The sequence below is a fragment of the Agrobacterium sp. fls2-241-TYG-188a genome, assembly GCF_030209845.1.
Genome location: NZ_JARVRD010000008.1, coordinates 80,465 through 104,830, shown reverse-complemented (window position 1 = coordinate 104,830; position 24,366 = coordinate 80,465). Strand labels below are relative to the sequence as shown.

24 protein-coding genes and 2 pseudogenes are annotated in these 24,366 nt (G+C 56.5%); 13 read left to right on the top strand and 13 right to left on the bottom strand.

The features are described from left to right. Positions 1 to 6 precede the first annotated feature (6 nt). The 6 genes from trbK to trbB are packed head-to-tail and all read right to left on the bottom strand — an operon-like array spanning position 7 to position 5,032. Positions 7 to 183, bottom strand: a complete 177-nt coding sequence (gene trbK / locus QRN85_RS21025; protein WP_113093094.1) for an entry exclusion protein TrbK — start codon at positions 181 to 183, stop codon at positions 7 to 9. Beyond that, positions 177 to 980: a P-type conjugative transfer protein TrbJ gene (gene trbJ / locus QRN85_RS21020; protein ID WP_502870815.1), complete on the bottom strand. Its 804-nt coding sequence runs from the start codon at positions 978 to 980 to the stop codon at positions 177 to 179. Before trbJ ends, trbK begins: the two co-directional genes overlap by 7 nt. Then, on the bottom strand, positions 952 to 3,408 hold the full coding sequence (locus QRN85_RS21015) for a conjugal transfer protein TrbE (protein ID WP_284759975.1): 2,457 nt from the start codon (positions 3,406 to 3,408) through the stop codon (positions 952 to 954). The genes trbJ and QRN85_RS21015 overlap by 29 nt, the downstream gene beginning before the upstream one ends. Before the next feature lie 10 nt (positions 3,409 to 3,418). Continuing rightward, positions 3,419 to 3,703 carry a conjugal transfer protein TrbD gene (locus QRN85_RS21010; RefSeq protein ID WP_113093096.1) on the bottom strand — a complete coding sequence of 95 codons (285 nt, stop codon included), beginning with the start codon at positions 3,701 to 3,703 and terminating at the stop codon, positions 3,419 to 3,421. Further along, on the bottom strand, positions 3,700 to 4,077 hold the full coding sequence (locus QRN85_RS21005; protein WP_284759974.1) for a TrbC/VirB2 family protein: 378 nt from the start codon (positions 4,075 to 4,077) through the stop codon (positions 3,700 to 3,702). The genes QRN85_RS21010 and QRN85_RS21005 overlap by 4 nt, the downstream gene beginning before the upstream one ends. Continuing rightward, the gene (gene trbB, locus QRN85_RS21000; RefSeq protein WP_284759973.1) at positions 4,067 to 5,032 is read right to left on the bottom strand and encodes a P-type conjugative transfer ATPase TrbB; all 966 of its coding nucleotides are present in this window, start codon (positions 5,030 to 5,032) and stop codon (positions 4,067 to 4,069) included. Before trbB ends, QRN85_RS21005 begins: the two co-directional genes overlap by 11 nt. Before the next feature lie 634 nt (positions 5,033 to 5,666). On the opposite strand from trbB, the gene repA reads away from it, so the two are divergent. From repA to QRN85_RS20980, 4 genes are all read left to right on the top strand, one after another. Further along, positions 5,667 to 6,890, top strand: coding sequence for a plasmid partitioning protein RepA (gene repA / locus QRN85_RS20995; protein WP_162723495.1), 1,224 nt, complete (start codon positions 5,667 to 5,669; stop codon positions 6,888 to 6,890). Continuing rightward, positions 6,887 to 7,921 carry a plasmid partitioning protein RepB gene (repB, locus tag QRN85_RS20990; RefSeq protein WP_284759971.1) on the top strand — a complete coding sequence of 345 codons (1,035 nt, stop codon included), beginning with the start codon at positions 6,887 to 6,889 and terminating at the stop codon, positions 7,919 to 7,921. Before repA ends, repB begins: the two co-directional genes overlap by 4 nt. A 200-nt stretch (positions 7,922 to 8,121) precedes the next feature. Continuing rightward, on the top strand, positions 8,122 to 9,336 hold the full coding sequence (gene repC / locus QRN85_RS20985) for a plasmid replication protein RepC (protein WP_284759970.1): 1,215 nt from the start codon (positions 8,122 to 8,124) through the stop codon (positions 9,334 to 9,336). Between the two features lie 280 nt (positions 9,337 to 9,616). Beyond that, positions 9,617 to 9,937 carry a hypothetical protein gene (locus QRN85_RS20980; protein ID WP_284759969.1) on the top strand — a complete coding sequence of 107 codons (321 nt, stop codon included), beginning with the start codon at positions 9,617 to 9,619 and terminating at the stop codon, positions 9,935 to 9,937. Between the two features lie 426 nt (positions 9,938 to 10,363). Here the strand turns inward: QRN85_RS20980 and QRN85_RS20975 are convergent, their stop codons facing one another. After that, the gene (locus tag QRN85_RS20975) at positions 10,364 to 11,281 is read right to left on the bottom strand and encodes a nucleotidyltransferase and HEPN domain-containing protein (protein WP_284760067.1); all 918 of its coding nucleotides are present in this window, start codon (positions 11,279 to 11,281) and stop codon (positions 10,364 to 10,366) included. Between the two features lie 259 nt (positions 11,282 to 11,540). Further along, positions 11,541 to 12,028: pseudogene (locus QRN85_RS20970) on the bottom strand (ABC transporter permease); the annotation flags it as partial. Positions 12,029 to 12,067: 39 nt separating this feature from the next. On the opposite strand from QRN85_RS20970, the gene QRN85_RS20965 reads away from it, so the two are divergent. Next, positions 12,068 to 12,442 (top strand): ABC-three component system protein, encoded by a 375-nt coding sequence (locus tag QRN85_RS20965; RefSeq protein WP_350225085.1) that lies wholly within the window; start codon positions 12,068 to 12,070, stop codon positions 12,440 to 12,442. 34 nt (positions 12,443 to 12,476) lie between these two features. On the opposite strand, the gene QRN85_RS20960 is transcribed toward QRN85_RS20965, so the two are convergent. From QRN85_RS20960 to QRN85_RS20950, 3 genes are all read right to left on the bottom strand, one after another. Further along, positions 12,477 to 12,896 carry a DUF4411 family protein gene (locus tag QRN85_RS20960; protein ID WP_284759968.1) on the bottom strand — a complete coding sequence of 140 codons (420 nt, stop codon included), beginning with the start codon at positions 12,894 to 12,896 and terminating at the stop codon, positions 12,477 to 12,479. A 9-nt stretch (positions 12,897 to 12,905) separates the two neighbouring features. Next, a complete protein-coding gene (locus QRN85_RS20955; protein ID WP_350225084.1) occupies positions 12,906 to 14,105 on the bottom strand; it encodes an ImmA/IrrE family metallo-endopeptidase in 1,200 nt (399 codons plus the stop codon). Between the two features lie 153 nt (positions 14,106 to 14,258). Continuing rightward, the gene (locus QRN85_RS20950; protein WP_113218820.1) at positions 14,259 to 15,137 is read right to left on the bottom strand and encodes a LysR family transcriptional regulator; all 879 of its coding nucleotides are present in this window, start codon (positions 15,135 to 15,137) and stop codon (positions 14,259 to 14,261) included. Between the two features lie 132 nt (positions 15,138 to 15,269). On the opposite strand from QRN85_RS20950, the gene QRN85_RS20945 reads away from it, so the two are divergent. From QRN85_RS20945 to QRN85_RS20910, 8 genes and pseudogenes are all read left to right on the top strand, one after another. Next, positions 15,270 to 16,118, top strand: coding sequence for a transporter substrate-binding domain-containing protein (locus QRN85_RS20945; RefSeq protein WP_284759967.1), 849 nt, complete (start codon positions 15,270 to 15,272; stop codon positions 16,116 to 16,118). Positions 16,119 to 16,203: 85 nt separating this feature from the next. Then, positions 16,204 to 16,521 carry a (2Fe-2S)-binding protein gene (locus tag QRN85_RS20940; protein WP_113218649.1) on the top strand — a complete coding sequence of 106 codons (318 nt, stop codon included), beginning with the start codon at positions 16,204 to 16,206 and terminating at the stop codon, positions 16,519 to 16,521. Next, positions 16,518 to 18,065: an NAD(P)/FAD-dependent oxidoreductase gene (locus QRN85_RS20935; RefSeq protein WP_284759966.1), complete on the top strand. Its 1,548-nt coding sequence runs from the start codon at positions 16,518 to 16,520 to the stop codon at positions 18,063 to 18,065. Before QRN85_RS20940 ends, QRN85_RS20935 begins: the two co-directional genes overlap by 4 nt. Further along, complete coding sequence (locus QRN85_RS20930) at positions 17,986 to 19,212, top strand: NAD(P)/FAD-dependent oxidoreductase (RefSeq protein ID WP_284759965.1); 1,227 nt, start codon at positions 17,986 to 17,988, stop codon at positions 19,210 to 19,212. The genes QRN85_RS20935 and QRN85_RS20930 overlap by 80 nt, the downstream gene beginning before the upstream one ends. Beyond that, a complete protein-coding gene (locus tag QRN85_RS20925; protein WP_113218647.1) occupies positions 19,209 to 19,919 on the top strand; it encodes an ABC transporter permease in 711 nt (236 codons plus the stop codon). Before QRN85_RS20930 ends, QRN85_RS20925 begins: the two co-directional genes overlap by 4 nt. A gap of 2 nt (positions 19,920 to 19,921) precedes the next feature. Continuing rightward, entirely contained in the window at positions 19,922 to 20,614 is a 693-nt protein-coding gene (locus QRN85_RS20920; protein ID WP_284759964.1) for an ABC transporter permease, read from the top strand. A gap of 23 nt (positions 20,615 to 20,637) precedes the next feature. After that, positions 20,638 to 21,438: an ABC transporter ATP-binding protein gene (locus QRN85_RS20915; protein ID WP_284759963.1), complete on the top strand. Its 801-nt coding sequence runs from the start codon at positions 20,638 to 20,640 to the stop codon at positions 21,436 to 21,438. Between the two features lie 34 nt (positions 21,439 to 21,472). Next, positions 21,473 to 22,093: pseudogene (locus QRN85_RS20910) on the top strand (arginase family protein); the annotation flags it as partial. Here the strand turns inward: QRN85_RS20910 and QRN85_RS24545 are convergent. Then, complete coding sequence (locus QRN85_RS24545) at positions 22,048 to 22,332, bottom strand: glucokinase (protein ID WP_350225087.1); 285 nt, start codon at positions 22,330 to 22,332, stop codon at positions 22,048 to 22,050. The pseudogene QRN85_RS20910 and the gene QRN85_RS24545 overlap by 46 nt on opposite strands. Before the next feature lie 68 nt (positions 22,333 to 22,400). Beyond that, positions 22,401 to 24,047 (bottom strand): Na/Pi cotransporter family protein, encoded by a 1,647-nt coding sequence (locus tag QRN85_RS20905; protein WP_284759962.1) that lies wholly within the window; start codon positions 24,045 to 24,047, stop codon positions 22,401 to 22,403. Positions 24,048 to 24,366 lie beyond the last annotated feature (319 nt).

The following is a 24,366-nucleotide window of genomic DNA, read 5'->3' as shown; positions in this document are numbered from 1 at the left end:
ATGCGGTCACCACTCGATCTTCATCTTCTCGCCGCCCGACGTCGGATACTCCTTCGTCGACCCGAAGAACTTTTGGCGCCGCTCTTGAGCTTCCTGTCTCTCCGAGATCATGAGCCAGAGGCCTGTTGCGCCGGAGGTTATTAGTGTGGCGAGGATGGCCAGGATCAGTTTCGTTCTCACCATTCTACCTTCATCCTTTCGCCGCCGGACGTTGAGGGAGCAGTTGATTTGAAGAATTCCTCACGGCGGGCCTGCGCGAGGTCCTTGTCAGTCTGCTCGGTTTGCAGCCAGGTCCCCATCATCGTCATCTGCTGGGAAACCAGGCCACGCAGCTTCTGCATCTGCGAAACCTGCTGGGCTGCGATTTGGTGTCCGACCTGGAGCGCCTTCATCTGGCCGTTGGCTGACTCCGACATGGATCTCAGCGAACTCATTGTGCCTTCTTCCGTGTCGAACTGATCCGCTGTCAGGCTCGCTGCCTTCAGCGTGCTGCCGATCGTGTCCCGGTTCGTATCCGACCAGGATTGGTAGGTGCTCGAGAAGGATTCGGCATTTGGCAGGTTGATTTTGAGGTCCGCATAGCTCTTGAACCGCTGTTGAAGGACATCGTCGGCATTGCCCATCGAAAACGAGATGCTTTGCCCCTGGTCGACAATGCTGCGCAGACGGTTGAGATCGCTTTCGACCTGTCCCCAGACATGATCAGGGAGCTGCGCCGTGTTCTGGAGCATGTTCTCATAGATCTTCAGCTGATTCTGGATCTGCTCTGCCAATTGCGTGATCTGGGTCAGCTGGTTATCGACCTGGAGACCGGAGCTTTTGAGAAGGTCGATGAGCTGAGCATTGTTGGCAAGCTGCGTCCATTCGGTAGCAGCGCCCGTTGCAGATCCCGCTTGGGCGGACGCAACTGGGTATAGCGCGATTACCGCGGTCATTGTTGCGATGAGCCAGTTACTGGACGTTGAGGTGCGACGTGGCATCGTGAACTCCCCTCGATTCAAGCCAATGGGTAGGCCAGTCCTGGCCGTATTCCGCCTTCAGCGCGCGGATCCGCTTCAGGTCTTCCTTTCCAGATGCGCCGACAAAGCTTAGTGCCACCGGCCCAAGCGACATATCGAAGAGCCGCCGTCCGTCTGGCGTGGCGACGTAATATTCGCGCTTCGGGATAGCACCCGAGACGATCTCGATCTGGCGCTCGTTGAAACCGATCCGCTCATAGAATTCGCGGGTGCCCGGTTCTCGCGCCGCACCATTCGGCAAGCAGATCTTGGTTGGGCAGGATTCTTTCAGCACGTCGATGATGCCGGACCGTTCGGCGTCTGAGATCGATTGCGTCGCCAGAACAACAGCGCAATTGGCCTTGCGGAGAACCTTCAGCCACTCCCGGATCTTGTCACGGAACACGGGATGACCGAGCATCAGCCAAGCCTCATCCAGAAGTATCAGGCTCGGAGTGCCATCGAGCCGCTTCTCGATCCGGTGGAAGAGATAGGTGAGGACAGGTACGAGATTGCGCTCGCCCATGTTCATGAGCTGCTCGATCTCGAAGCATTGGAAGGCGCGAAGCGTGAGACCATCTTCCTCAGCATCTAGAAGCTGACCCATAAGACCGTCGACAGTGTAGTGGTGCAGCGCATCCTTAATCTCGCGCATCTGCACACCGCTGACGAAGTCCGAAAGCGATTTTCCCGGCGCGGTCGCCATCAGGCTGATCTGGCGTGAGATTGCATTGCGATGGTTTGGCGTGATGGTGACGCCCTGCAGGGCGACGAGCATTTCGATCCACTCGATCGCCCAAGCTCGGTCGCCATCCGTTGAAAGATCAAAGAGCGGGCAGAACGCTAGTGCTCTCCCCTCCCCGTTCTGGTCATTGCCGATGTCGTAGTGGTCGCCGCCGGCAGCAAGCGTCAAGGGAAGGAGCGAGTTGCCCTTGTCGAACGCGAAGATTTGCGCGAACTCGTAACGACGGAATTGCGCGGCGATCAGTGCGAGAAGCGTCGATTTACCCGAGCCCGTCGGCCCAAAGATCAGGGTGTGGCCGACGTCGTCGACATGTAGGTTGAGACGAAACGGCGTTGAGCCCGAGGCCACCTGCATCAACGGCGGTGAATTAGGCGGATAGAACGGGCATGGGGCCACCGTATTGCCCGACCATACCGAGTTCAGCGGAACGAGGTCCGCCAGATTGCTTGTGTTGATCAGCGGCTCACGGACATTGGCGTACCAGTTACCTGGCAGACTGCCGAGAAACGCATCCGTCGCGTTCAGGCTTTCAATGCGTGCGCCGAACCCCTCCGCCTGGATCAGTCGACGGATGGCTTCCGCCTTTTCCTGCAAGGTGTCGCGGTTTTCATCAAACAGAATCACGACAGGTGTGTAGTAGCCGTATGCTACAAGCTGCGACGAGGCGTGAGCGATGGCGTCCTCGGTCTCCGCGACCATCGTCATGGCATCCTGATCGACCGATCTGCTCTGCGTCTGGAAAAGCTGGTCGAAGAAAGGGCGAACCTTCTGCTGCCACTTCTTGCGCGTGCGCTCGAGCTTCTGGCGCGCCTCTTCCGCATCGAGGAAGATGAACCGCGACGACCATCGATAGGTCAGCGGCATCAGATCGAGATTGTCGAGAATGCCAGGCCAGCTTTCGGCCGGCAGGCCATCTATGGCAACCACCGCGAGGAACCGGTTCTCGACCTTTGGGGTCAGGCCGTGCTCCAGCTCTGCCGTCGCCAGCCAGTCGAGATACATCGGGACATCGGGCAAGCGAACCGGATGGCTCTCCCCCGTGATGCAAAACCGAACGAATTGCAGGAGGTCGTCGTAGCGCGCGACCCGCTCCCCTCCTCTCTCGCGGACCTCGCGGGTCTGCATGCGGGCAATCGAGAGGGTGTTGGCTAGATACTGTTCGATTTCCCGGATCGCGTTGAGGAACACGAACAGGACGGTATCGGCGTAGGATTTCTTCCGGCTCTCTTCGTCGGAATAGATGTACTTGCTGAGCGCCGTCTTCTTCGACTCGAGCGGCCGGTACGTAAGAATGATCGCATGTTTGCTCTCGAAATGCCCCTGCTCGCGCTGGAAATGGGTCCGGCGCTCGGCATCGATGGCGCGGGTGACGGGATCTGGAAAATGGCACTGGGCCGGCGGCGGATAATCAACCGTCGGCACCCGGACCGCTTCGACTTGGATCATCCAGCCTGTCCCCAGACGCGACAAAATCGCATTGATCTGCCGGGATAGCTCGTTGCGCTCGTGGTCGGTTGCGCTTTCGGAGTCCGGGCCTGCGAAGTACCATCCCGCCATAAGGCTTCCGTCCTTCAAGAGGAGAACGCCGTTGTCGACCAATCCGGCATAGGGAACGAGATCAGCGAACGAGGGGCCTGTCTCGCGGAAACGTTTGAGGGCAGCCATCGGGACACCTCTAGTACTTGCGCCACGGTGAAGCCGTTGGCCGGTAGCGCGGCTTGTAGGAAATGTGACGAGCGTAGACTTGTCGCATCAACGGATCGGATTTGGCCATCATGCGGAGTAAACCGACGATGACGATCCAGACGGCCACACCGAAGAGCGCCGAGTAGACGGTCAGCACGACGAAAATCAAAATCACGGCTGCAAGCCCGGTGATCAACACCAATTCGCGGTCGGCGCCCATCAGCAGGCTTGGACGCGACAGCGCGCGATGAATGCGATTGCGTTGGAGGCTCACAACGTCCCCTCCCCCGCTCCGTCCGAAACGACCTGCGTGACCCGCTCTTTTGGTACGCCGATCGACGCACCTGTGGCGCCAAAGAGGCCGACGATCGTCGTCGCACCCAGCAGAATGCCGGCGACCAGGACGACATAGACCAGCCTGCGAGCAAAATCGTTGAGCTCGCCCCCGAAGATCAGCATCCCGCCGGCAATCGCGACGGCTGCCAATGCGATATAGCCGGCGACCGGACCAGTGATTGACTCCTGAATCTGTTGAAGCGGCCCTTCCCATGGAAGACTTCCTCCGGAACTGGCAAAGGCGGGGGAAGTAGCGTAGGCAATAGACAAGGCCATGGCGGCAAGCGTCAGGAGTGATTTCTTATGCGGCATCTAAGCTCTCCTTTGCATAGGGTTCCGTCTGGTACTGGCCATCGGCAAACCGGGTTATGTGAAGAATTTCGCTGACGCGCCTTACTTTGGCGGCTCGCTCAATCGATATGACCAAATCGACCGCGTCTCCGATAACGGCCTGCATCGGCTGGTGACTGGCCTCGGCAGTCAGCTGCTCAAGGCGCTGAAGCGCGGAGCGTGCGCTGTTTGAGTGTATCGTTGCGACACCTCCCGGATGCCCTGTATTCCAGGCCTTCAGCATGGTCAGCGCTGCGCCATCACGGACCTCGCCAACGATGATCCGATCTGGTCGCAGGCGCATTGTGCTCTTCAGGAGACGTGACATGTCGACCGCGTCACTGGTGTGCAGGCTGACAGCATTGTCCGCAGCGCATTGGATCTCCGCGGTATCTTCAAGGATGACCAATCGGTCGTCTGGTGCTTGGTCCACGACTTCCGCGATGATCGCATTGGCAAGTGTCGTTTTGCCCGAGCCGGTCCCCCCCGACACAAGTATGTTCAGTCGAGATGTCACGGCGTGCCTAATAATTCTTGCCTGCGCAGACGTCATCACTTGGCTTGTTACATAAGCATCGAGCCTGATGAGCTGGGACGCGCGTCGTCGGATCGTGAAGGTCGGAGCAGAAACGACAGGGGGCAGCAGGCCTTCGAAGCGGTGTCCACCTATTGGCAGTTCGCCCGATACAATCGGACGCGCGTCATCGACTTCGGATCCGAGCAGATGCGTAATGCTGCAGATAACCGTTTCCGCGGCCTCTACGGTGATTTTGCCCGCTTGAAATATGCCGGATCCAAGACGCTCAATGAAGAGTCTACCATCGGGATTTGCCATTACCTCTACGACGCTGGGATCGCTCAATGCGTCGCACACCTGGCTACCGAGAGCGTCTTCCAATTTCCGGATGAGGCGCGGCAGTGAGGAAGCACGCGTCATTGCTGCGGCTCACTTGAAGAATGGGTCGTGCCTTTCGCGCGCCTGCTGCTCAAACCGATGTCCGTCATATGTCTTGCAAAGCTCCTCTAATGTGTTTGGAGAAGGTTGCGATATGATGTGTCGATCAATCCACTGGCAAAAGTGTCAGTCAGCAGCGTCGCTACGACGTTTGGGAATTGTTGGTCGTGCGCCTATTCCTGAGGAAATTGAATGTATTGACCCTGACCGGGCCGTAAGCTCAAGACTGGGCCGTGCCGATTTCCTGTCGTCGCGCAAGGATACGGCACCGACGATCATGACCGCCTGCGAGTAAGGAGCGCCTATTGCTGCTTTTGATTTTGGGCGAATCGTTTTCCAGCCTCTCGCCGAACGCTGGCGCTACAGACTGGCGTAAAATGGCGGCTTGCAGCGCAAATCACTAGCAAATGTGCTAGTAGCGGTTGCGTTACAAATTCTGGTTTAAGTGGACCTAAGTCGTTGAATCGGAACGACGATACTCGATTACAGCCACTCGCGTCATACTAGTGGATTAAGGTTTCGTTAACTCTATAACGCTGGACGACAACGCAGAATCGTGATGTATCTTTGGCGGGTTGAAGTCGGCAAACCGGCAATTGCCCGCCAAGAGGAAATTATGGCGATAGCGGAACGAGCAGAGATGACAGGTGGACAGAAGGAAGATGCCGGCAGCAAGATCGCGCGGCACGCAAGCCTTTTGTCACAGCAATTGCAGGAACTCCGCACGCGTATGTATCCTCCGAAGTCGGAGAAGAGCCTGCGTCCATTCCTCACAAATGAAGTTTCCAAGCTCACCTCCATACCTGATTCCACTCTCAAACTCATGTCGAGTGAGGGTCGCGGGCCTTTGCCGGGCCGCCTTGAAAACAACCACCGCGTTTACTCGCTTTCGCAGATCAATGAGCTTCGGGAGTTTTTTGCAGGCCAGAAGCCGTCTGAAGCGCTCCGCTTCTCGCCGAGGAGGCGCCCGGGCGAGCATCTCCAGGTTATCGCCATCGCAAACTTCAAAGGCGGTAGTGCGAAGACCACGACCTGTGTCCATCTAGCGCACTATCTTGCTCTGCAAGGATATCGCGTGCTTGCACTCGATCTCGATCCGCAGGCATCCCTCTCGTCTCTGTTTGGCGCGCAGCCAGAGTTTGACGTCGGTGCAAACGAGACCGTCTACGCCGCGCTGCGTTACGACGATGCAGAGCGGCGGCCGATCCGCGATATCATTCGCAAAACCTATTTCGATGGCATCGACCTGATCCCAGGCAACCTCGAGGTTATGGAATATGAACACGAAACTCCGCGGGTTCTGGCGCAAAAATCTGGGTCTGGCGCGATCTTCTTCGAGCGTCTGAAGCTTGCCCTCGCCGAGGTCGATGAGGATTACGACGTCGTCATTCTGGATACTCCGCCGTCTCTCGGCTTTCTCACGCTGAGCGCGATTTATGCTGCCACCAGCATGATTATTACCGTTCATCCGGCGATGCTCGACGTGGCATCCATGAGCCAGTTCCTTTTGATGATGGGCGACTTGATCAGTGTCTTGAATGAGAGTGGCGCCGAGCTCGACCAGGATTTCATTCGCTACCTGGTCACTCGCCACGATCCCAATGATGCGCCGCAGTCGCAGGTCGTTGCTATGATGCGTCACCTCTTTGGATCAGACGTGCTTCTCCCGACGCTGATCGAAAGCACTGCTGTAGAGGCAGCAGGACTCGCGAAACGGTCTATTTATGAGCTTGAGATGGGGCAGATCGGCCGTGATACGCATAAACGCGCTCGTGAGGCCGTGGATGCCGTCAATGAAGCGATCGTTAAACTTATCAACAATAGCTGGGGGCGCACATGACCTCTAAGTCGTCGCGTAAATCTATCGTTGCGAACTTTGGTTTGTTGTCGGCTGAGTTGGAAAATCGGCTTTCGACGAACGGAAGTGAGACGCAGCAGTCGCCGGCCGCACCGGCGCCCGCTCGCGTTGGTGCTGGCGTTATCGGCGCGGCCCACAGGGCAATTGATGACATCAAATCCGAGCGCGACCGCCTGAAGGCGTTGCTGGAATCGGGTGGCGGCGCCATTCGTGAGATAGATCCTTCGATGATCGATCCATCGCCGTTTCCCGATCGTCTACCCGATGACGAGGCGTCAGATTTCGAAACGTTTCGCAACTCGGTCAAATCTGAGGGACAGAAGGTCCCGATTCAGGTTCGCCGGTCGCCTTCGTCACCAGACCGATATCAGGTTATTTATGGCCATCGCCGTCTACGCGCAGCCAAGGAACTCGGAATTCCGGTCAAGGCGATCGAAGTCGAGATCTCCGATGTCGAGCTGGTCATATCTCAGGGCATCGAGAACGCCGATAGACAGGATCTGACCTGGATTGAGCGTGCGTTGTTTGCTTCTCGCATGGACGACGCAAACGTCAAGCCACGCGATATCAAGGCGGCGCTATCCATTGATGATCCTGAACTTGCGAGAATGCGCGCCGTTTACCGAACGGTTCCGCTAGACATTATCGAAGCCATCGGTCGAGCTCCGAAGGTTGGACGCCCGAGGTGGGCTGAGTTTGCCAAAGTCTTTTCTGAGCAAGCCGGGCTGCATGATCAACTGCGCTCAGCGCTTTCTGAAGCAACGGCTAAGCGCCAGGCTTCTGACCAGAAGTTCCTAGCGGCCTTCAACGCTCTACGCTCCTCGCATCCGGCTTCAAGCAACGGCAACACAATTGCAAGCGCTGCTGGGCAAGAGCTCGGTAGGTTCGTGCGTACCAAAAAAGATATGCGTATCTCTGCCAGCACCGCGGCCGGCGCAGAATTCCTCTCGTTTATCGAGGCGACGCTACCGGAACTGGCAGAACGCTTTGAGCGCGAGCGATCGAAAGATTAATCTGGTTGCCAGGCAACCAAGAAACTGACTTTAAAGAAAGGAAAACGCGCAAAAGAAAAAGGCCCCCGAAACGTTGCCGTCATGGAAGCCCTTCTCGATGTGTGACAACGAGAGAATCGCATTTCCCTGAATCCCAGTCAAGAGTATTCGGCACCGATTTGGTGAGCATTTTTCTTTTGCCTTTTTGATGGGGCGAAGGCATGGAAGACGGACAGGTATCGACGCCTTTTGGGCGGCGGCCGGTAACGCTTGCGCTTGTCAAGCGGCAAATAGCCACGACGAAAATCAAGCAAGGTAAAACAGCCGACAAATGGAAGGTCTTCCGAGACGCGTCGGAAGCGCGTGAAACGCTCGGGCTACAGGATCGCAGCCTCGCGGTCCTTGACGCGCTACTCAGTTTCTACCCGGAAAACGAATTGCGCCAGGACGCCCAACTTGTGGTTTTCCCATCGAACATTCAATTGTCCATTCGTGCCCATGGCATTGCAGGTGCAACGCTGCGCCGGCATCTGGCTCTCCTTGTCGAAACGGGCCTGATCATTCGTAAGGACAGCGCAAACGGTAAGCGATACGCGCGCAAGGACGAAGATGGTTCGATAGAGCACGCCTATGGCTTCGATATTTCACCGCTTTTGACACGCTCAGAGGAACTCGCTTTGCTCGCTCAACAGGTGGCGGCGGAGCGGTTGGCGTTTCGTCGAGAAAAAGAGGCGCTGACAATCTGCCGGCGCGACATCCGTAAGCTGATAACAGCGGCGTTTGACGAAGGTTCTCCCGGTGACTGGGTTCAGACCGAAGAGCGCTATCTCGACCTAGTGAGACGGATTCCGCGCAATCCTACGCTCCACGACCTGAGGAATATCGCCGCTGAGATGGGCGTTTTGCGCCAGGACGTACTCAAGCTCCTGAATTTCGAAGATATTTCTGCAAATACGAGCACCAATGATGCTCATAATGAGCGTCACATACAGAATTCAAATACCAAACCCCTAGATGAACTTGAACCTAGCTCTGAAAAAGAGCAGGGAGCGAAGCCGAGCGAGAAGAAGCGGGCCGAGAGTGTGCCGATCAAGGCTTTCCCTATCGGTCTTGTACTTCGGGCTTGCCCTGAAATTTCGAACTACGGTCCCGATGGCAGGATCAGTAACTGGCGCGAACTCATGACGGCCGCGGTCGTGGTGCGATCGATGTTGGGTGTCAGCCCGTCCGCATACCAGGAGGCATGTGAGGCGATGGGGCCGGAAAATGCGGCGGTCACAATCGCCTGTATCCTCGAGCGCGGCGGCCACATCAATTCGCCTGGCGGATATTTGCGAGATCTCACCAATAGGGCAAAGCGTGGCGAGTTTTCGCTAGGGCCCGTGCTCATGGCGCTGTTGCGTGCGGCAGGTCATTCGGAGAAGGCAACGGGATGACCGGGCGATCGTCATCAGTCGGGGGGCGTTTCGAGAATCGTGAGTCAGGCTGCAAAATGCTCGGCGAAACGGTCCGTGGATATGGCGCGCGGTGGGCGAGCGGTTCTCGTGATAATCATCGCTCGTGGCGGGGCTCGAAACGGCAGACATCATCAGTGATAGTTAGACGATCTCTTGCTGATGCACTGGCATCACAGCCCGGCATCAAAATTCTGTCTCCGACATTCGTTCTCTGCCGGTATTTGTTGACGCTTTGCGGGTTCTCCGGCAACCTCACGCCATGACCCTGACAAACAGTTTCATTGCCGAGCTTGTCGTCGACGCCAATCGCATCCACCTTCTCGATGGCTATCAGAGGCGGCGTACGCTTGAGAGGGCTATAGCCGCAGTACGGGACCTTCGCGAAACAATCGGAATGCCAGTAGGTCCAGGTCGTGACCGTCTGCTCGACATTCACACAATCGCTCTTTCTGTCGAACGGGGATGGCAAAGCGACAACGACGTGCGAGAGGCTTTTCTACAAGCTGCCGGGATGATCCGTGATCTTCACATCGTCCTCGCGAGTAAAACCAAGATTGGCTTCGTCGAAACAGCTGAATGAATAGACGTAACGCTCAATTGAGATCTCAGTGGCTGTCACAGCTGACGCCACCCACATGGGCAGTTTGTACCGCTAATTTCCTGTCGAGCGATATTAAGAGTTTGTTAACCATACGGGCACAGGCTTCTCGTACAGCAACGATGGAGGTTGGCTATGGAATATAGCTGGGATCGCAATGAACGCGACTAAGGGTTTGATGAACTGGGTGCGGTGGTAATTTTCTTCACGCCTGTTAGCCTGATTATTTCAGTAGCCTATTTGGTGACAAGCTTCGCCTCTTGAGCTGAAAAAACAACTGATTAAAGCGTGTTCGACGGTCGGTTGGCCGCATATTCCGTCGCGATGATAAATCACCTTGGGCAGCTATGCTGCTCTAAAAGGACCGTGCTGAATGCTTATGAGCTTCACCTGAAGGGCGGATTAGGGTCAGGGCGGTGAAACAGCTTGTTCCAGCATCTGGATATGCTCGTCACAAACGACCTTCACTAACTCTAGTAGATGCGCGGTCTGCTCGCCAAGCCAGACAAGTGCTTCATCGGTGATTTTAAAATGCTTTGAATACCGAGCTTTTACATATGCTTCGTTGATCGTATTGAACATGGCACGTTGTCTGTGGTGATCACGCGGAAACGCTTCAATCAGTCGTAGATCCTGCTCCTCGGCAAGAGAGCGAAGGAACTTGATGTTATGCGAGGCAGGCCCGTAGTTAGTGAGCGTCAACAGCACGCAGGAGTAGGCTTGCTCGATCGCCTGATGAAGTTCGAATGCCGCGACCTTCGCGTCCCCCTCGCTTTGGTAGAATTTGGATCCCTTGATGAAGGTGCCAGCAAGCTTATACCGCTCACTATAATGCTCCCTTGCGACCTCTAAACGCTCCGCTGCCGTTAGCAGCTTCGGCTCAGCCAACGGCTCGTCATCAAGCTCGTAGAGAACGATGCCTTCCTTGCGGATATCCGAGAAGAAATAGTGGCCCTTCTTGAGCTCTGTGTTCACCTCGCGCAGTGAGTGAACGATGAACTGCGTCGGTGTTTCGATGAAGCTGTCGCGGATGATCCGATCTGCTGCCTTGTACCAATAGGTCGCATGGTCCGTCAGCTTGCGATTGTTGACGATCACCAGCAAATCGAAATCCGAGCGATAGCCCTTCATCGTATGCGGTTCGTCGACAAACGTGCCGCGGGCATAGGAACCGAACAGAATGATCTTGAGAATGCGTCCGCGCTTCTTAAAGTCGGCAGTGCCATCGTTCAACGCATCCTCGAACTCCTCGTGCAGGATCTCCAGCGCACGGGCGAGCTCTCGCTGCTTTCTATGCGGGATATGATCTAGGGAGGATTTCATCATGGGAACGGGGGCTGACTGGCTTCCAATTATCGCTGCGATCTCATCGCGCTGGTGGTATTCCTCATCGCGCTGGTGGTATTCATGGACCTTATACGCTTCGCAACATTCATCAAATGGCAAAAGTGTTGGTGGATTTTTGATCAAGCTCTCTAAAGGGCTTGGTTCAGCGTGTGATGGCGTCGTGGCGCCGTTGGTTCGCCGTGGCGAGGGTTGACCGCAAATACCTTGCGACGTGGGTAGTCAACTGCGATCGCGCAAAGGCAACCGCTACAGGCAACCGCATTGAGTAAAGCGCAGGTAAAGCGCCACCAACAATGCCGATTGCCAGGGTTAGTAGACCTGCTGTCAGCATGACCTGACTATCCATTGTAAGCTGGAACGACATGCTTGCATTGTTGACACCGATAGTACCAGCTTGCCACCCGTTGAACACCATCCAAGACACTGCCAAGCCAATGGTGACCCCTAGTGCCGCAAGCACAACGGCCTCAACCCACGTAGCAATAAAAGCAGACAAGCGGCTGAAGCCGGGGGCACGCACAGTTGCGATTTCGGTCGTCCGATCCGATACCGAACTCATCATCGTATTGAGCGCGCCAGCCGTTGCGCCAAGCGCCATCAATATAGCGGTGGCCATTCGAACAGACGAATGAGATTGGCTGTTCCGACGGATTGCGCCGCATAGAGATCGGCTTCGGTTACGACATTCAAGGGGGCGCCAGAGATGGTTCCGACAGCTGCTCGCAGTTTTCCAGCGCATCGATCCCCTCGATCCAGCCGACTTTCGTGCGCCAACTGATGTCCATTGAGGCGACAGACGCTCTCATCGCTGTGGCTATCAGTGGTTTTCTCCGCGCAACGGAGGATAAGGTCAACTGGGCGGACAAGGGCAGTATCGTTGATAGCAGTCTGGAGGAACTCGACGAGTCTCTCGTACGCCATCACATGATGACCGCTGACGAGCTGTCCGATACGCATGTGCATTTGGACGCTCTCCAACGCGGGAGGCAACTATATCGCCGTTGCGCTGATCTAAAGATGCCATTGGAGGGTCAGGCGCTTCCAAGCTATTTCGTCGCTGGGGAGTTCAACTGCCTCGCTGATGATCGGCGGGTCGGATGGCATCCGGACTTCGAAAGTCTGTTTCCAAAGGGGGGATAATGACGACCACCAATTTGTCGACGGTGGCGCTGGTTCAGAACCCCGCGCTATCCGGGATCCTACGGTTCGCCCGTTTGGTACTTGGCTTCGACGCCTCGACGGTGACGACAATTTTGTCTGAGCGATGAGCCAAGGCGTGGGCGATCAGAAACGGATCCCGACCAACCTCGATGATCTCGGCATCATTGAGATCCGCGGCATATCGCTCGATGACAGTCTGCACCAGGCCTGGATCGACGCCATCATCGAGCTTCAGTGCCTCGTAATTGTCGCCTTCTTTCAGCCATTGCGCCAGTTCGGAGCCGTCAGTGATTTCTTCGAGAATTTCCACCGGGATCTTCAGCGCACCAATTTCGCCCATGTGCACGAGCCAGTCCCAGAATTCCGGTACACGCTGAATGGGATAGTAGAGGTTATGCGCCGCAATGAGGACGTTCGCGTCGAGAAGATGCACGCCGCCCCCTTACGCTACGCCGTCAGTCAGCGAGTAGACGTTATTCGCCTTCACGCCAAGGATCGCTGCAGCCTTGGAAGGCGACAGAGCTCCATCCGCCAGCATCCGCTTTGAAAGGCTCAAGAGGCGATTGCCAAGCCTATGGCGGCGCACAAGGTAGTAGCTTGGACCGCTGCTCTCGTTCTCACGGGCGCGTTCTCGCTGCGCCGCCTTGTTGTTCAGCCATTGCTGGCGGAACACAGCCGTCACAGACGACCACCTTGCATGGTCGATGATCCCCTCACGGAAGAGCTTGTAGGCAATCATCGAGTGACTGACCTGGCGCAGGTCCGAGATCTGGGCGATCCTCGCCATCACAAATTCCTGAGATGCACCGCGCAGCGCAACCTCACCGGCGATTTCTGCGGCAGGCAGCAGGATGCGACCCGCCACATCGTTGCAGAAGGTTTCGATGGCCGATGTTGGCCGGCCACCACTTACACCGGTCTGCCCGAGCCAGATATGGGCAAGCTCGTGAAGCAGCGTGAAGGACCAGGCCTGATCGCTGTCCTGGTCGTTGATGACCACGAAGGGGGCAACCTTGTCGGAAAGAGCAAAGCCCCTGAAAAGCTTGACATTGAGCGCGCTGTGGTGGCTACCGAGATTGCCGATCAACAGCGCGAATATGCCGGCCGCTTCAGCCTGGTCCCGCAGATAGGCGAAGCCGCGGGATGTGCCTCGGCCATTACCTGAACGGAAAGACCGAAGGCTGAAACCCAGCCGCTCGCTGATCGCGACGGCCAATCCTTCGGCGCCGCGCCGGTAGTCATAGGAGGCAACGAAATCGAGAGGCTGCGCCTCTTCCTCGCTCTCGAGCAATGACCTCACCATTTCCTGGCGAGCACGAACCTCGCGCAGCAGCGTGTCGACGAGCGCGGCGTCGCGCCGCGCATACTCGTCCGGCAAGGTGCGGAAGTCCTCACCGCGGGCAGCCGTAGCGGGGGGCTCGGCCAGGTAGAAGGTAAGGAGTGGCCGGCGATATTGTGTGGACATTTTGATCAGTTGGGGACGGCTCGGCTCGGTCTCGCCGTTTTCAAGCATGACAAGGCGATCGCTGCCCGCTATCCCGCGTGCATCGCCAATGCCGAGCTTTTCGGCAGCATCTTCAACACTCAGACCCGCGGTCTCGCGTGCCCAGCGCAGGATCGATGGGTTGACCTTTGGCACCATTCACCTCTGTTCGGGACACCTTTGTCCAAGGCAAGCCGATACTTGGTTTGATTTGATCATGCAATCGTTACGAAAGATATAGGCATGCTGCAGATGAGCGACTACCATAAACGCATCGGATACACCGCGCTTGGCGTTCCTGGATAGGTCCCTTCAGCTTCGCATGGCTGTTTGTGCAGCTTCCTGTAAAGCCGCCTCAAGCTTTAAAACGGCGCGTCGTGGCGGCTTACCACGTGACTGTTCCAGGTAATAGTTTCCGGGGCCGGCCGTCTTCGGCAGGATCGGACATACTACCAGGTCCAATGTCTCCGCCAGAGGACCGCAAACTGGAAGATGTCCGATCGCAAGTCCGAGTCCCTGTGCCACCATAACGAGAGCGAGAGGCGTGGTATCCACTGTCTCAAGGATCATAGTGCGTCCGGTCATCGGCCCTAGATTCTGGGAGAGAAGGACAGGCCATCCTACTGCATGTGCAGCGACGTCATAGAGCTTGTAAGAGAGTAGTGACTTCAGATCGACAATTTTCGGCAGGTCGATACGCCTGCACATCACGACATGCGCCATTCCCATAAGCCACAAAGGATGGCGAACAAGGTGTGGTTCCTCGCCGAAGCGGATTGAGATATCTGGTTCAATCGTTCTGGTCGTGCCTTCCATAAGGAGATCCACACGGATGTTCGGGTGGGCTTTTTCAAAGTCCGCGAGTACCCGTGGCAGCCAACTCATCGCCATCAGTTGGCTGGCAAACAGCGTCACGCGCTCAATCCGTTCTCGCGCGAACAGCGAACCTGCTTTGCTCTCGATAGCTCCTAAAGAGACTTGGATCGTCGGAAGAAAGTCGGCACCTTCGGGGGTAAGGCTAATGCGGTTTGCAGTCCTCAGGAAAAGCGCCTGGCCCAGGTGGGTTTCCAAGGCAAGGATCTGCTGGCTTATTGCCGCCGCAGACATATTAAGCTCTTTCCCTGCACGCGCAAAACTTTGGTTGCGGGCGGCCGCCTCGAAAATGCGCAACCAGTTTAAAGACGGAATCATCGAGCTAACCATAGCCTAGCATAAGTTAAGCTTATGCCTAGATCAATCAGATAGCATATCTACCTAAGCTAATTTTCATGCCAAGGTTTCACACGGTCACAAAGACCTAAAGATAATAAAGGGAACGACGATATGTTGAATAGACGCAGCTTAATCGCACTTGCCCTGACGCCATTCCTGGCCGTTTCGGCATTCGCTCAAACCTTGCCAGACCGTATCACGATAGCAACTGAGGGTGCATACCCTCCCTGGAACTACACGGCTCCAGACAACTCGTTGATTGGGTATGAAATCGATCTGATCAAAATCCTCTGTGAGCGCATGAAGATCAAATGTGATGTCATATCGCAGGAATGGAACGGGATCATTCCCGGCCTGACAGTCGGCAAATACGACGCCATCATCGCCTCGATGGGCGTAACGGAAGAGCGCAAAAAGGTCGTAGCATTTTCGAAGCCTTACGCGCGTGCCCCAAATGGATTCCTTACGTCTGGCGATAACGACCTCAAGGACCTGCCTGACGCCGGTAAGGGTTTTGATCTCTCGACCAATCCCGAAGATGCAGCTACGGGACTCGCTGCGATCAAGACTAAGCTCGAGGGCAAAGTCATTGGCATTCAGACTGGATCAACTGCAGCACCGTTCGCAGCGGAATACCTGAAGGGCCTCGATGTTCGAGAGTACCCAACTTTTGAACAGCTCGGCCTCGAACTGACGGCTGGACGTATCGATATTGCGATCGCGAACGTGACAGCGTTCAAAGCGATCATCGATGCCAACCCACCGGGCACCCTCGTCTTCACCGGTCCGACGTTCGCCGGAGGTTTACTTGGCCTTGGAACAACGAATGTTGCGCTTCGTCAGGCTGATGCGTCGCTGAAAACCGCATTCGACAAGGCGATCGATGAGGTCAACAAAGACGGCACCAACGCGACCTTGACCCAAAAGTGGTTCGGGACGGATATTTCGATCAAGGAATGATCGACAGCCCCCTCCCTTTGTTGGGAGGGGGCAAATCGGCTGCGCTTAGTCGCCGCCCAATTTTTCACATCGCACAGGTGTCAGAATGTTCACGCCGATCGGGTCCTCCGAGGCAACGCTAACCGTTTTCTTCGATGGACGACCATTGCAAGCGCGCGCCGGTGAAACGATTGCCGCATGCCTACTACGAGCTGGTGTAGCCGCGTTCCGTCATACGCCGGTCAGTGGCACCCCCCGTCTGCCGTATTGCATGATTGGCCATTGTTTCGACTGCCTCGTCGAAATCGAGGGTGTGGGAAGCCGCCAAGCCTGTCTCTGCCCGGTGGAGCCGGGGATGCGACTTCGTACTCAGAACGGCTCCGCGACGATCGAGGGGCTTGTATTGGGGGAGGACGACAGATGAGTCTGACAGTCCTCCATATGCCCGATCGTCAGAATGCCCCTCCGGCTTACGATACCGATGTCATCATCATCGGCGCCGGACCGGCCGGCATGTCCGCAGCAGTAGAACTGTCAGAAGCAGGTCGTCGTGTCATCGTTCTCGATATGCAGCCGACACCCGGAGGGCAAATCTTTCGCTCGCTCGAGACAAATCTTGCGGCTCGACCCGCCACAAACGAACTCCTCGATGCTCTCGGTTCGACCTACCTTGCGGGTGAAGCCCTGATTGCGAGATTTCGGGCCTTAACAGAGATTGACTATAGACCCGACACGACGGTCTGGGACCTGAGAACAGACGGAACTGTCGGCTGGTTAAGGGGTGATGCGGCCGGGTACATCCGTGCACCCGATGTGATCCTGGCAAATGGTGCGATGGAGCGCCCCGTGCCGTTTCCAGGCTGGACATTGCCGGGTGTGATGACCGCAGGCGCGGTGCAAACGCTCTTGAAAGCAGGCCGTTTGAAGCCCGATGGTCGTATCGTCCTTGCAGGGACCGGTCCACTGATCTTCCTTCTGGCGGAACAGCTTCGCTGTCTGGGCATCCGGCCCGCAATGGTGGCGCGAACAGACCGCCTCACCGATAGCATCGCCGCCTCTAGAGTGATCCGTCTAGCAGCCCTGCCTGCAATCTTGAAAGGTGCCGTCTGGTTAGGAAAGTTGAAGGTAGCCGGAATAGCCATGAAAACCGGAGTTTCCGCACTCCGGGCTCAAGGTAATGGACGCGTCGAGAGTGTCACTCTGACTGTTGCAAACAAGCAGGTCACGATACCTTGCGACCTGCTTGTTGTACATGATGGCATCGTTCCGTCGATCGACCTTGCCCACGGCGCGGGTTTGGCGCTTGAATGGCGAGACAACGATTCCAGCTGGCGACCGGAGACATCGCTGGATGGGACGGCGACAGTTGCACCGGGGCCCTTGATGAGCGATGGACCCTGCCGCATTCGCGTAAGCGGGGATGCTCGCGTTATCGGTGGCGGTGAAGCCGCAATTGCTCATGGGCGCCATGTCGCCACGGTCATTCTTGGTCAGGCCTGTGACCGGGAAAAAGAGGTCGTAAAGGCTGGTCGACGTGATGCGGCCAAGACGGCCGCTGCGGTGCACCGTGCTATGGCGTATCGGCCTTTCATAGAGTCTGCGTTTCCACTGGGAATCGCAAAAAATCTCCCTCCTGACGAAGCGATCATCTGTCGTTGTGAGGAGCTGTCAGCCGGAACATTGCGGGCTGCCATCGCAGAGGGCGCAACCGACATGAATCTCGTACGAGGGACCTCGCGCTGCGGGATGGGCCCATGCCAGGGACGGAGCTGTTCGGTGACCCTGGCGCGCCTCTTGAGCGAAGCGAATCCGCATTTACGTCCGTCGCCATTCCGTGCCCGACCCCCATTCAGGCCTCTGCCTCTGGGTGCTCTCGCAAAGCTGGAGGGTGTCGATCCCCAACTGTCGCAAATTGAATCGCTGGAAGACAAACCAGACGCTTCGACAGAGGGTGAACCCTATGCGTAAGGCCTGCGACGACTTTATAATTATTGGCGGCGGCCTGCAAGGTTGCGCTATCGGCATGTTTCTGGCCCGCGCTGGCAAGCAGGTCACTTTAATCGAAAAGAATCTCGCGGGACGCCATGCTTCCGGCGTAAACGCGGGTGGCCTGCGGTTGTTGATCAGAGATATCCGCGAGTACCCATTGTCTCTGCGGGCCATGGAAATGTGGAAATCCCTCGGCGACTATGTCGGAGATCAGGCCGCCAAGAGCTGCGAGGTGAAGCTCGATACATCGCAAATCGCACTTGCTATGGACGAGGCTGAGATGGACTGGGCGTTTGCACGCGCTCGTGACATGAATCGGCGCGGCATTGATACTGAGGAAGTAATTGGGCCGGAGGAACTTCATCGTCTCCTGCCGGGCCTTTCGAGATCGGCACTCGGAGGACTCATTTCTCGCGGTGACGGTCACGCAAACCCAGCGAATACGGCGCGTGCCGTTCGCAACGCTGCTGAAGTCGCCGGCGTCCGAATTGTCGAAAGGTGCGGATTACAAACGCTTACGCAGCGATCGTCTGGTGGATGGAGCGCGCGTACCGACAACGGCGTGATTGAAGCCGAACAGGTTATCAATTGTGCCGGCGCGTGGGGTTCTGAAATTGCTGCCTCGCTTGGAGAGACAATGCCGGTCAAGGTGATGGCCCTCACCATGATGGTAACAGCAAGAGTGAAGCACTTCGTCGATCCTGTGGTTATCGGCATCGATCAGCCGCTATCTTTCAAACAAAGCGCCGTCGGCTCCCTGGTGATCGGGGGTGGGATATCAGGCAAACCTTGCCTGACCGAGGGAACGTCATTCACGATCATGGATCGGATGGCGTCGAGTGCCGCAGCGACAACAGCGGCCTTTCCGGCGCTCGCCGGAGTTCCGGTCGTCAGAACCTGGACAGGTCTCGAGGCATCCACTCCTGATGGCGTGCCATATATCGGCCCTAGCCGTCGGCACGACGGCCTGTGGCATGTGTTCGGCTTTTGCGGGCACGGTTTTCAGATATCGCCAGCGGTTGGTGAGATAGTCGCGCAATCCATCCTGACTGGAACGCTTGATGAGAAACTCGTGCCGTTCGCAGTTGATCGACACGAACGTCATGTCATGGAGGCTTCACTATGACACCAGGCATTCTCGATTTGTTGAGCTTCGACAGGGGCTGGGGCTTACCCCTGCTGATTGCGGCGGGTGTCACGCTATCCGCGGCAACCTGTGGCTTTTTCCTGGGAAGCTTTCTGGGGCTCTGCGGGGCCTCGCTGAAACTATCGCGCGCAATGGTGCCTAGAAGCATCGGCCAGTTTTACACGACGGTATTTCGCGGCGTCCCGGAGATCCTTGTAGTATACCTTTTCTACTTCGGCGGAAGCGTGGTCGTTACAAAAACCATGAACCTGGGTGGGTTCCCCGGCTTCTATTCGATGCCTGCATTCGCAATCGGCGTCATTGCGGTCGGCATCGTGTCGGGCGCCTACCAAACCGAGGCATTTCGCGCCGCCTATCTTCGTCTCGACAGGGGGCAAATCGAAGCCGGCGCCGCCTGCGGCATGCCGAAGCTTCTACTGTTGCGTCGGATTATCGCCCCGCAAACACTTCGCTTCGCGCTGCCTGCTCTCGGAAATATCTGGCAATCTGCGTTGAAGGAGACATCGCTGCTCTCGGTGATTGGTCTCACTGAACTCCTCCGCCAGGCCGGGACCGCATCAGGTTCGAGCCGCCAACCACTATTATTTTACGCGGTCGCGGCCTCGATGTTCCTGATCATCGGTCGAGTGACGGGCTACGGGCTTGCCCGGCTGGAAAACCATCTCGCCAAGCCATGGAGACGCTGAGTATGGATTGGTCGTTTATGTTCGATGTTTTTCGTCAGCTCGTTTCAGGGATACCTCTCACCCTGCAACTCACGACGTTGGCACTAAGCGTAGGATTCGTCCTAGCGATTTCAATCGCGAGTGCTGTGAACAGTGGCATTGCGCCTTTGCGATGGATTGCCAAGAGCCATGTAGAAGTGTTCCGCGGGACACCGTTGCTGGTACAAATCTTCCTGATCTATTATGGGCTAGGACAGATTCCGGCTTTAAGGCACTCGTTTTTGTGGCCGTTTCTGCGGGAACCCTATTGGTGTGCTGTCCTTGCTCTTGCGCTGAATACCTCCGCATACACGGCAGAGATTATTCGCGGAGCAATTCAGGCCGTCCCGGCAGGAGAGGTCGAGGCTGCCCGTGCTTGTGGCATGTCCGGCTTTCTGCTTCGCCGCCGCATTGTCTGGCCCATCGCGGTTCGCCAAGGGCTGCCGGTCTACGGCAGCGAAATCATACTGATGGTCAAGGCGACCTCTCTGGCAAGTATCATCACGCTCACGGAAATGACGGGAATCGCCCACAAGCTTATTTCGTCCACCTATCGCGTGTTCGAAATCTTCATCGTCACCGGAGCGCTCTATCTCGCGCTTACTTTCGTGATCAGTGCCGCCATCTCAATGCTTGAGAAGCGCTTGCACGCACATCACGCGCATCGTCGTTCATGACCTTCCGCCGAACGGAGAAATCCATGTCCAATACAATCGCAGATGCTTCCAGCAAAGCAAAGACTGCTGTTGCTGTCGACGGTCTTCGCAAGAGCTACGGCATCCATGAAGTCCTGAAGGGCGTCGACTTTTCCGCCTGTGATGGCGAAGTGATCTCTATTTTGGGGGCATCAGGATCAGGCAAATCGACCTTCTTGAGGTGCCTTAATCTCCTGGAGCTTCCCTCTGCAGGGCGATTGCGGATCTTTGACGAAGAGGTTCGATTAAAATCCACCCACGGCGGATTGCGGATCGTGGATCAGAAGCAGGTCGACCGCCTTCGCACACAAGTGTCCATGGTCTTCCAGAACTTCAACCTGTGGCAACACATGACAGTACTCGACAATCTTATGGAAGCGCCAGTCCACGTCCAGCATCGGAGTCGCGCCGAAGTGCGCGACGAAGCCGAAGCCATGTTGGAACGTGTCGGCATGAAGGAGCGTAGCAAGGCATATCCAGCACAATTGTCTGGCGGTCAACAGCAGCGGGCTGCAATCGCCCGCGCCCTTGTTATGAAGCCTCGCGTCCTCTTGTTCGATGAGCCCACCTCCGCACTCGACCCTGAGCTTGTCGGCGAAGTCCTGAAGGTGATGCGTGATTTGGCGTCCGAAGGACGGACTATGCTGATCGTCACGCATGAGATGGGCTTCGCGCGCGATGTATCCACTAGAATCCTCTTTCTGGAGCAAGGGCGGATCGCCGCAGCAGGTGCACCACTCGACCTGTTCGGAGGTGGCCTAAACCAACGTTTCGACCAGTTTATCTCTCGCTTTAGTCAAGGTTGAACGAAAACGGTCACCGCCACGGGCAGGATTAGTGATGAAGTGTAAATTATTGGGTGCGCCACTACGGATTGGCGCTGGGCATCTGGGGTGCGAAATGGGGCCGAGTGCCCTGCGTCTCGCCGGACTTGACACCGCATTGGAAGATCTGGGGCACGAAGTTGAGGACCTTGGAAATCCCGCACCGCGTCATATCTATGAAATTGATCATCCAAATACCGCAGTTCATCATCTGGGTGAAATGGTCGCGTGGATTGAGACGCTTTCGGCTGCTGCGTACGAGCATAGCGACGATGCGCTTCCCATCTTCCTCGGCGGCGACCATGCGATTTCCGCTGGGACCGTAGCTGGGCTTGCAAAAAGAGCAGCGGAACGGGGTAAACCTCTGTTCGTGCTCTGGCTCGACGCGCATACCGATTTTCATTCGCTCGAAACCACGGTGAGTGGCAATCTCCATGGTACGCCGGTTGCTTACTACACAGGGCGAGAAGGATTCGCGGGCTATTTTCCTGATCTGCAGAACCCCATCCCTCCCCAGAATGTCTGCATGGTCGGAATCCGAAGTGTCGATCCCGCCGAGAGAGATGCCCTGCGAAAGTCGGCCATTACGGTTCATGACATGCGGGCAATTGATGAACATGGCGTAGTCAGTGTTATCGCATCGCCGCTCACCGGTGCGGCAATGGCCAGAATGACGGATCGTGGTCTGCAGTCACCGGCTTCTTGCACGACATGGTCGAAGGCGTCGTCGAAGCTCGGGAATTCCGATGTCTTGATCTGTACGACGTTCTCGACCTTGGATGTCGGCGCCAAGACGACGCAGAAACGAGCGTTCGTTCCCCCGATATCCCCGAGCAGAACGGGAAAGGGAAACGCTTCTGAATGATTGTCAGTCATGATGGTTAGCTCTTAGTTCTGAAGACCCGAGGTCGGGGATTCTGGGGCAGGGGGGAATTCGCGGTTGGTCAGACATTGACCGCGCGGAGGCGGCTTTCGCCGAGAAGACCTTGCTCATCCATGATCGGATGGGCCACCGATACAATGTGGGCATTGATCCGCTTCAGGTCCCGGAGAATGTCGAGGTGTAGCGAACTGGTTTGCAAACTATCCGCCCGACCATCCCGGAGGCGCTCAAGATGCCTTTCCGACGAATGTTTCTCCATGCGGCGAACCTCGATCTTCCGCTCCATCAGCTGCTTGGCAAGATTGATGTCACGGGTGATCAGGATTGTCTGCGAGACACGAAGATTGTCGATCGTGAGCTGGAAGAGCTGCTTGAGTTCGTCAAATCCGTCGTCTGAAAATTTAAGGCCCTGGGCGATCTTCTTTCGGACCTCGGGCAGCAAGCCTTTCTCGACGATGTCGCCGATATGCTCGAGGTTGATGGCGTAGTCTATGATGACGATCGAACGTCGTCCTTCTTCTTCGCTTAACCCCGTGCGACCGAGTTTTGACAAATAGACCTTGATCTCCTGTTGTAACCGGTCGACTTGAGCCTCGAGGATTGGAATTTCGCGCAAGCGTCCGTCGTTGTTCTGCTCGAACGCATCCGACACCCTCAAAAGCATTCTCTCGATGAGGTCTCCGACACCTAAGACCTCGCGCGCCGCGCTCGTAAGCGCCACAACCGGGGTGGATAGTTCTTCTAAGTCGAGGTATTTTGGATGGTCGTCGGCTTGGGAGGGCTCTGGAACAAGCCTCGTCATCAGACGCGCTAGTGACCGCGACAATGGCCACGCCAAGGCTGCCAGGGCCAAATTAAAGGCGAGATGGACGTCGACAGGCAGTTTTGACGCTGGGAGGGGCAGCGTCGAGAGACCATCGGCGAGCATCTGAGCGGCCGGAAGCGCGAGAAGACAGCCAACTCCGCGGACAACCAGATTTCCCAAAGTCAGGCGTCGAGCTGCGCTAGACCCTGAAAGGGAGGCGATCACCGGTGGCACTGCCCCACCGAGATTGGCGCCGAGCACGAGCGCGACGACGAGACCACCGGAAAGCATTCCGGTTGAGGATATCGACAGGATGAGGACAACCGCTGCAAGGCTCGACGACGAGAGAAAAGAGACCAGTGCAGCGAAGATCATTGCGACCAGCCATGCGTTATCGAGAAGTCCTATAAAGGACGTCAAGGCTGGCGAATGGCGCAATGGCTCGGTCGCACCGCTCAATAGGTGAAGAGACAATAACATCAGAGCGATGCCGATCAAAGCTGTCCCGGCACCTTGCCTGGCGGAGGAACTGCTTCGGTAGAGGACTATGCCGACGAAAAAGAGCGCAGGCGACAGCCACTCAATACCGGTGGCAACGATCCACGCCGTCACGGCAGTTCCGACGTTGGCGCCTAGCAAAACCATTTGTGCCATGCGCGGCTTGATGAGATCACGCTCGACAAACGACGAGGTCATCAGCGCGGTCGCCGTCGAGCTTTGGAGGGCAAGGGTTGCTAAGAAGCCCGACAAGAACGACCGCAACGATCCCTTCGTCCCGGTGGCAAGCCCGGTTCGCAGCTTCGCACCCAGGGCACGTGATGCCCCGTCTTTGACCTGCGCCAGGCCGAATAGCAGCAGAGCTACTGACCCAAGCAGATTTATCATGACAACAGTCGAATCCAATTCCCGAGCCTGCCTTGGTTAGATTTGAGGTCGCTAACAGCGCATTTGCGGCACTGGCAACGTCGAAGGTCGCAAGACCGCTGTGTTGTTGATGACGAAGGCCCTCCACGCACATCCCGATGCGCCGCATATCGCTTAAAACGTATGATCGATATCGCTCAAAAATTCAAGAGGCGAGTTGGTTTCGATCTTGATCAACAACACATCCAAACAAAATTTTTCTTCCAAATTGCTGCATAGCAACAAGTCTTGTCATAAATCCGTCATTTGACAAAGATAGATATCGCTCATACAAATGATCGAAATAGTTCACCAATAG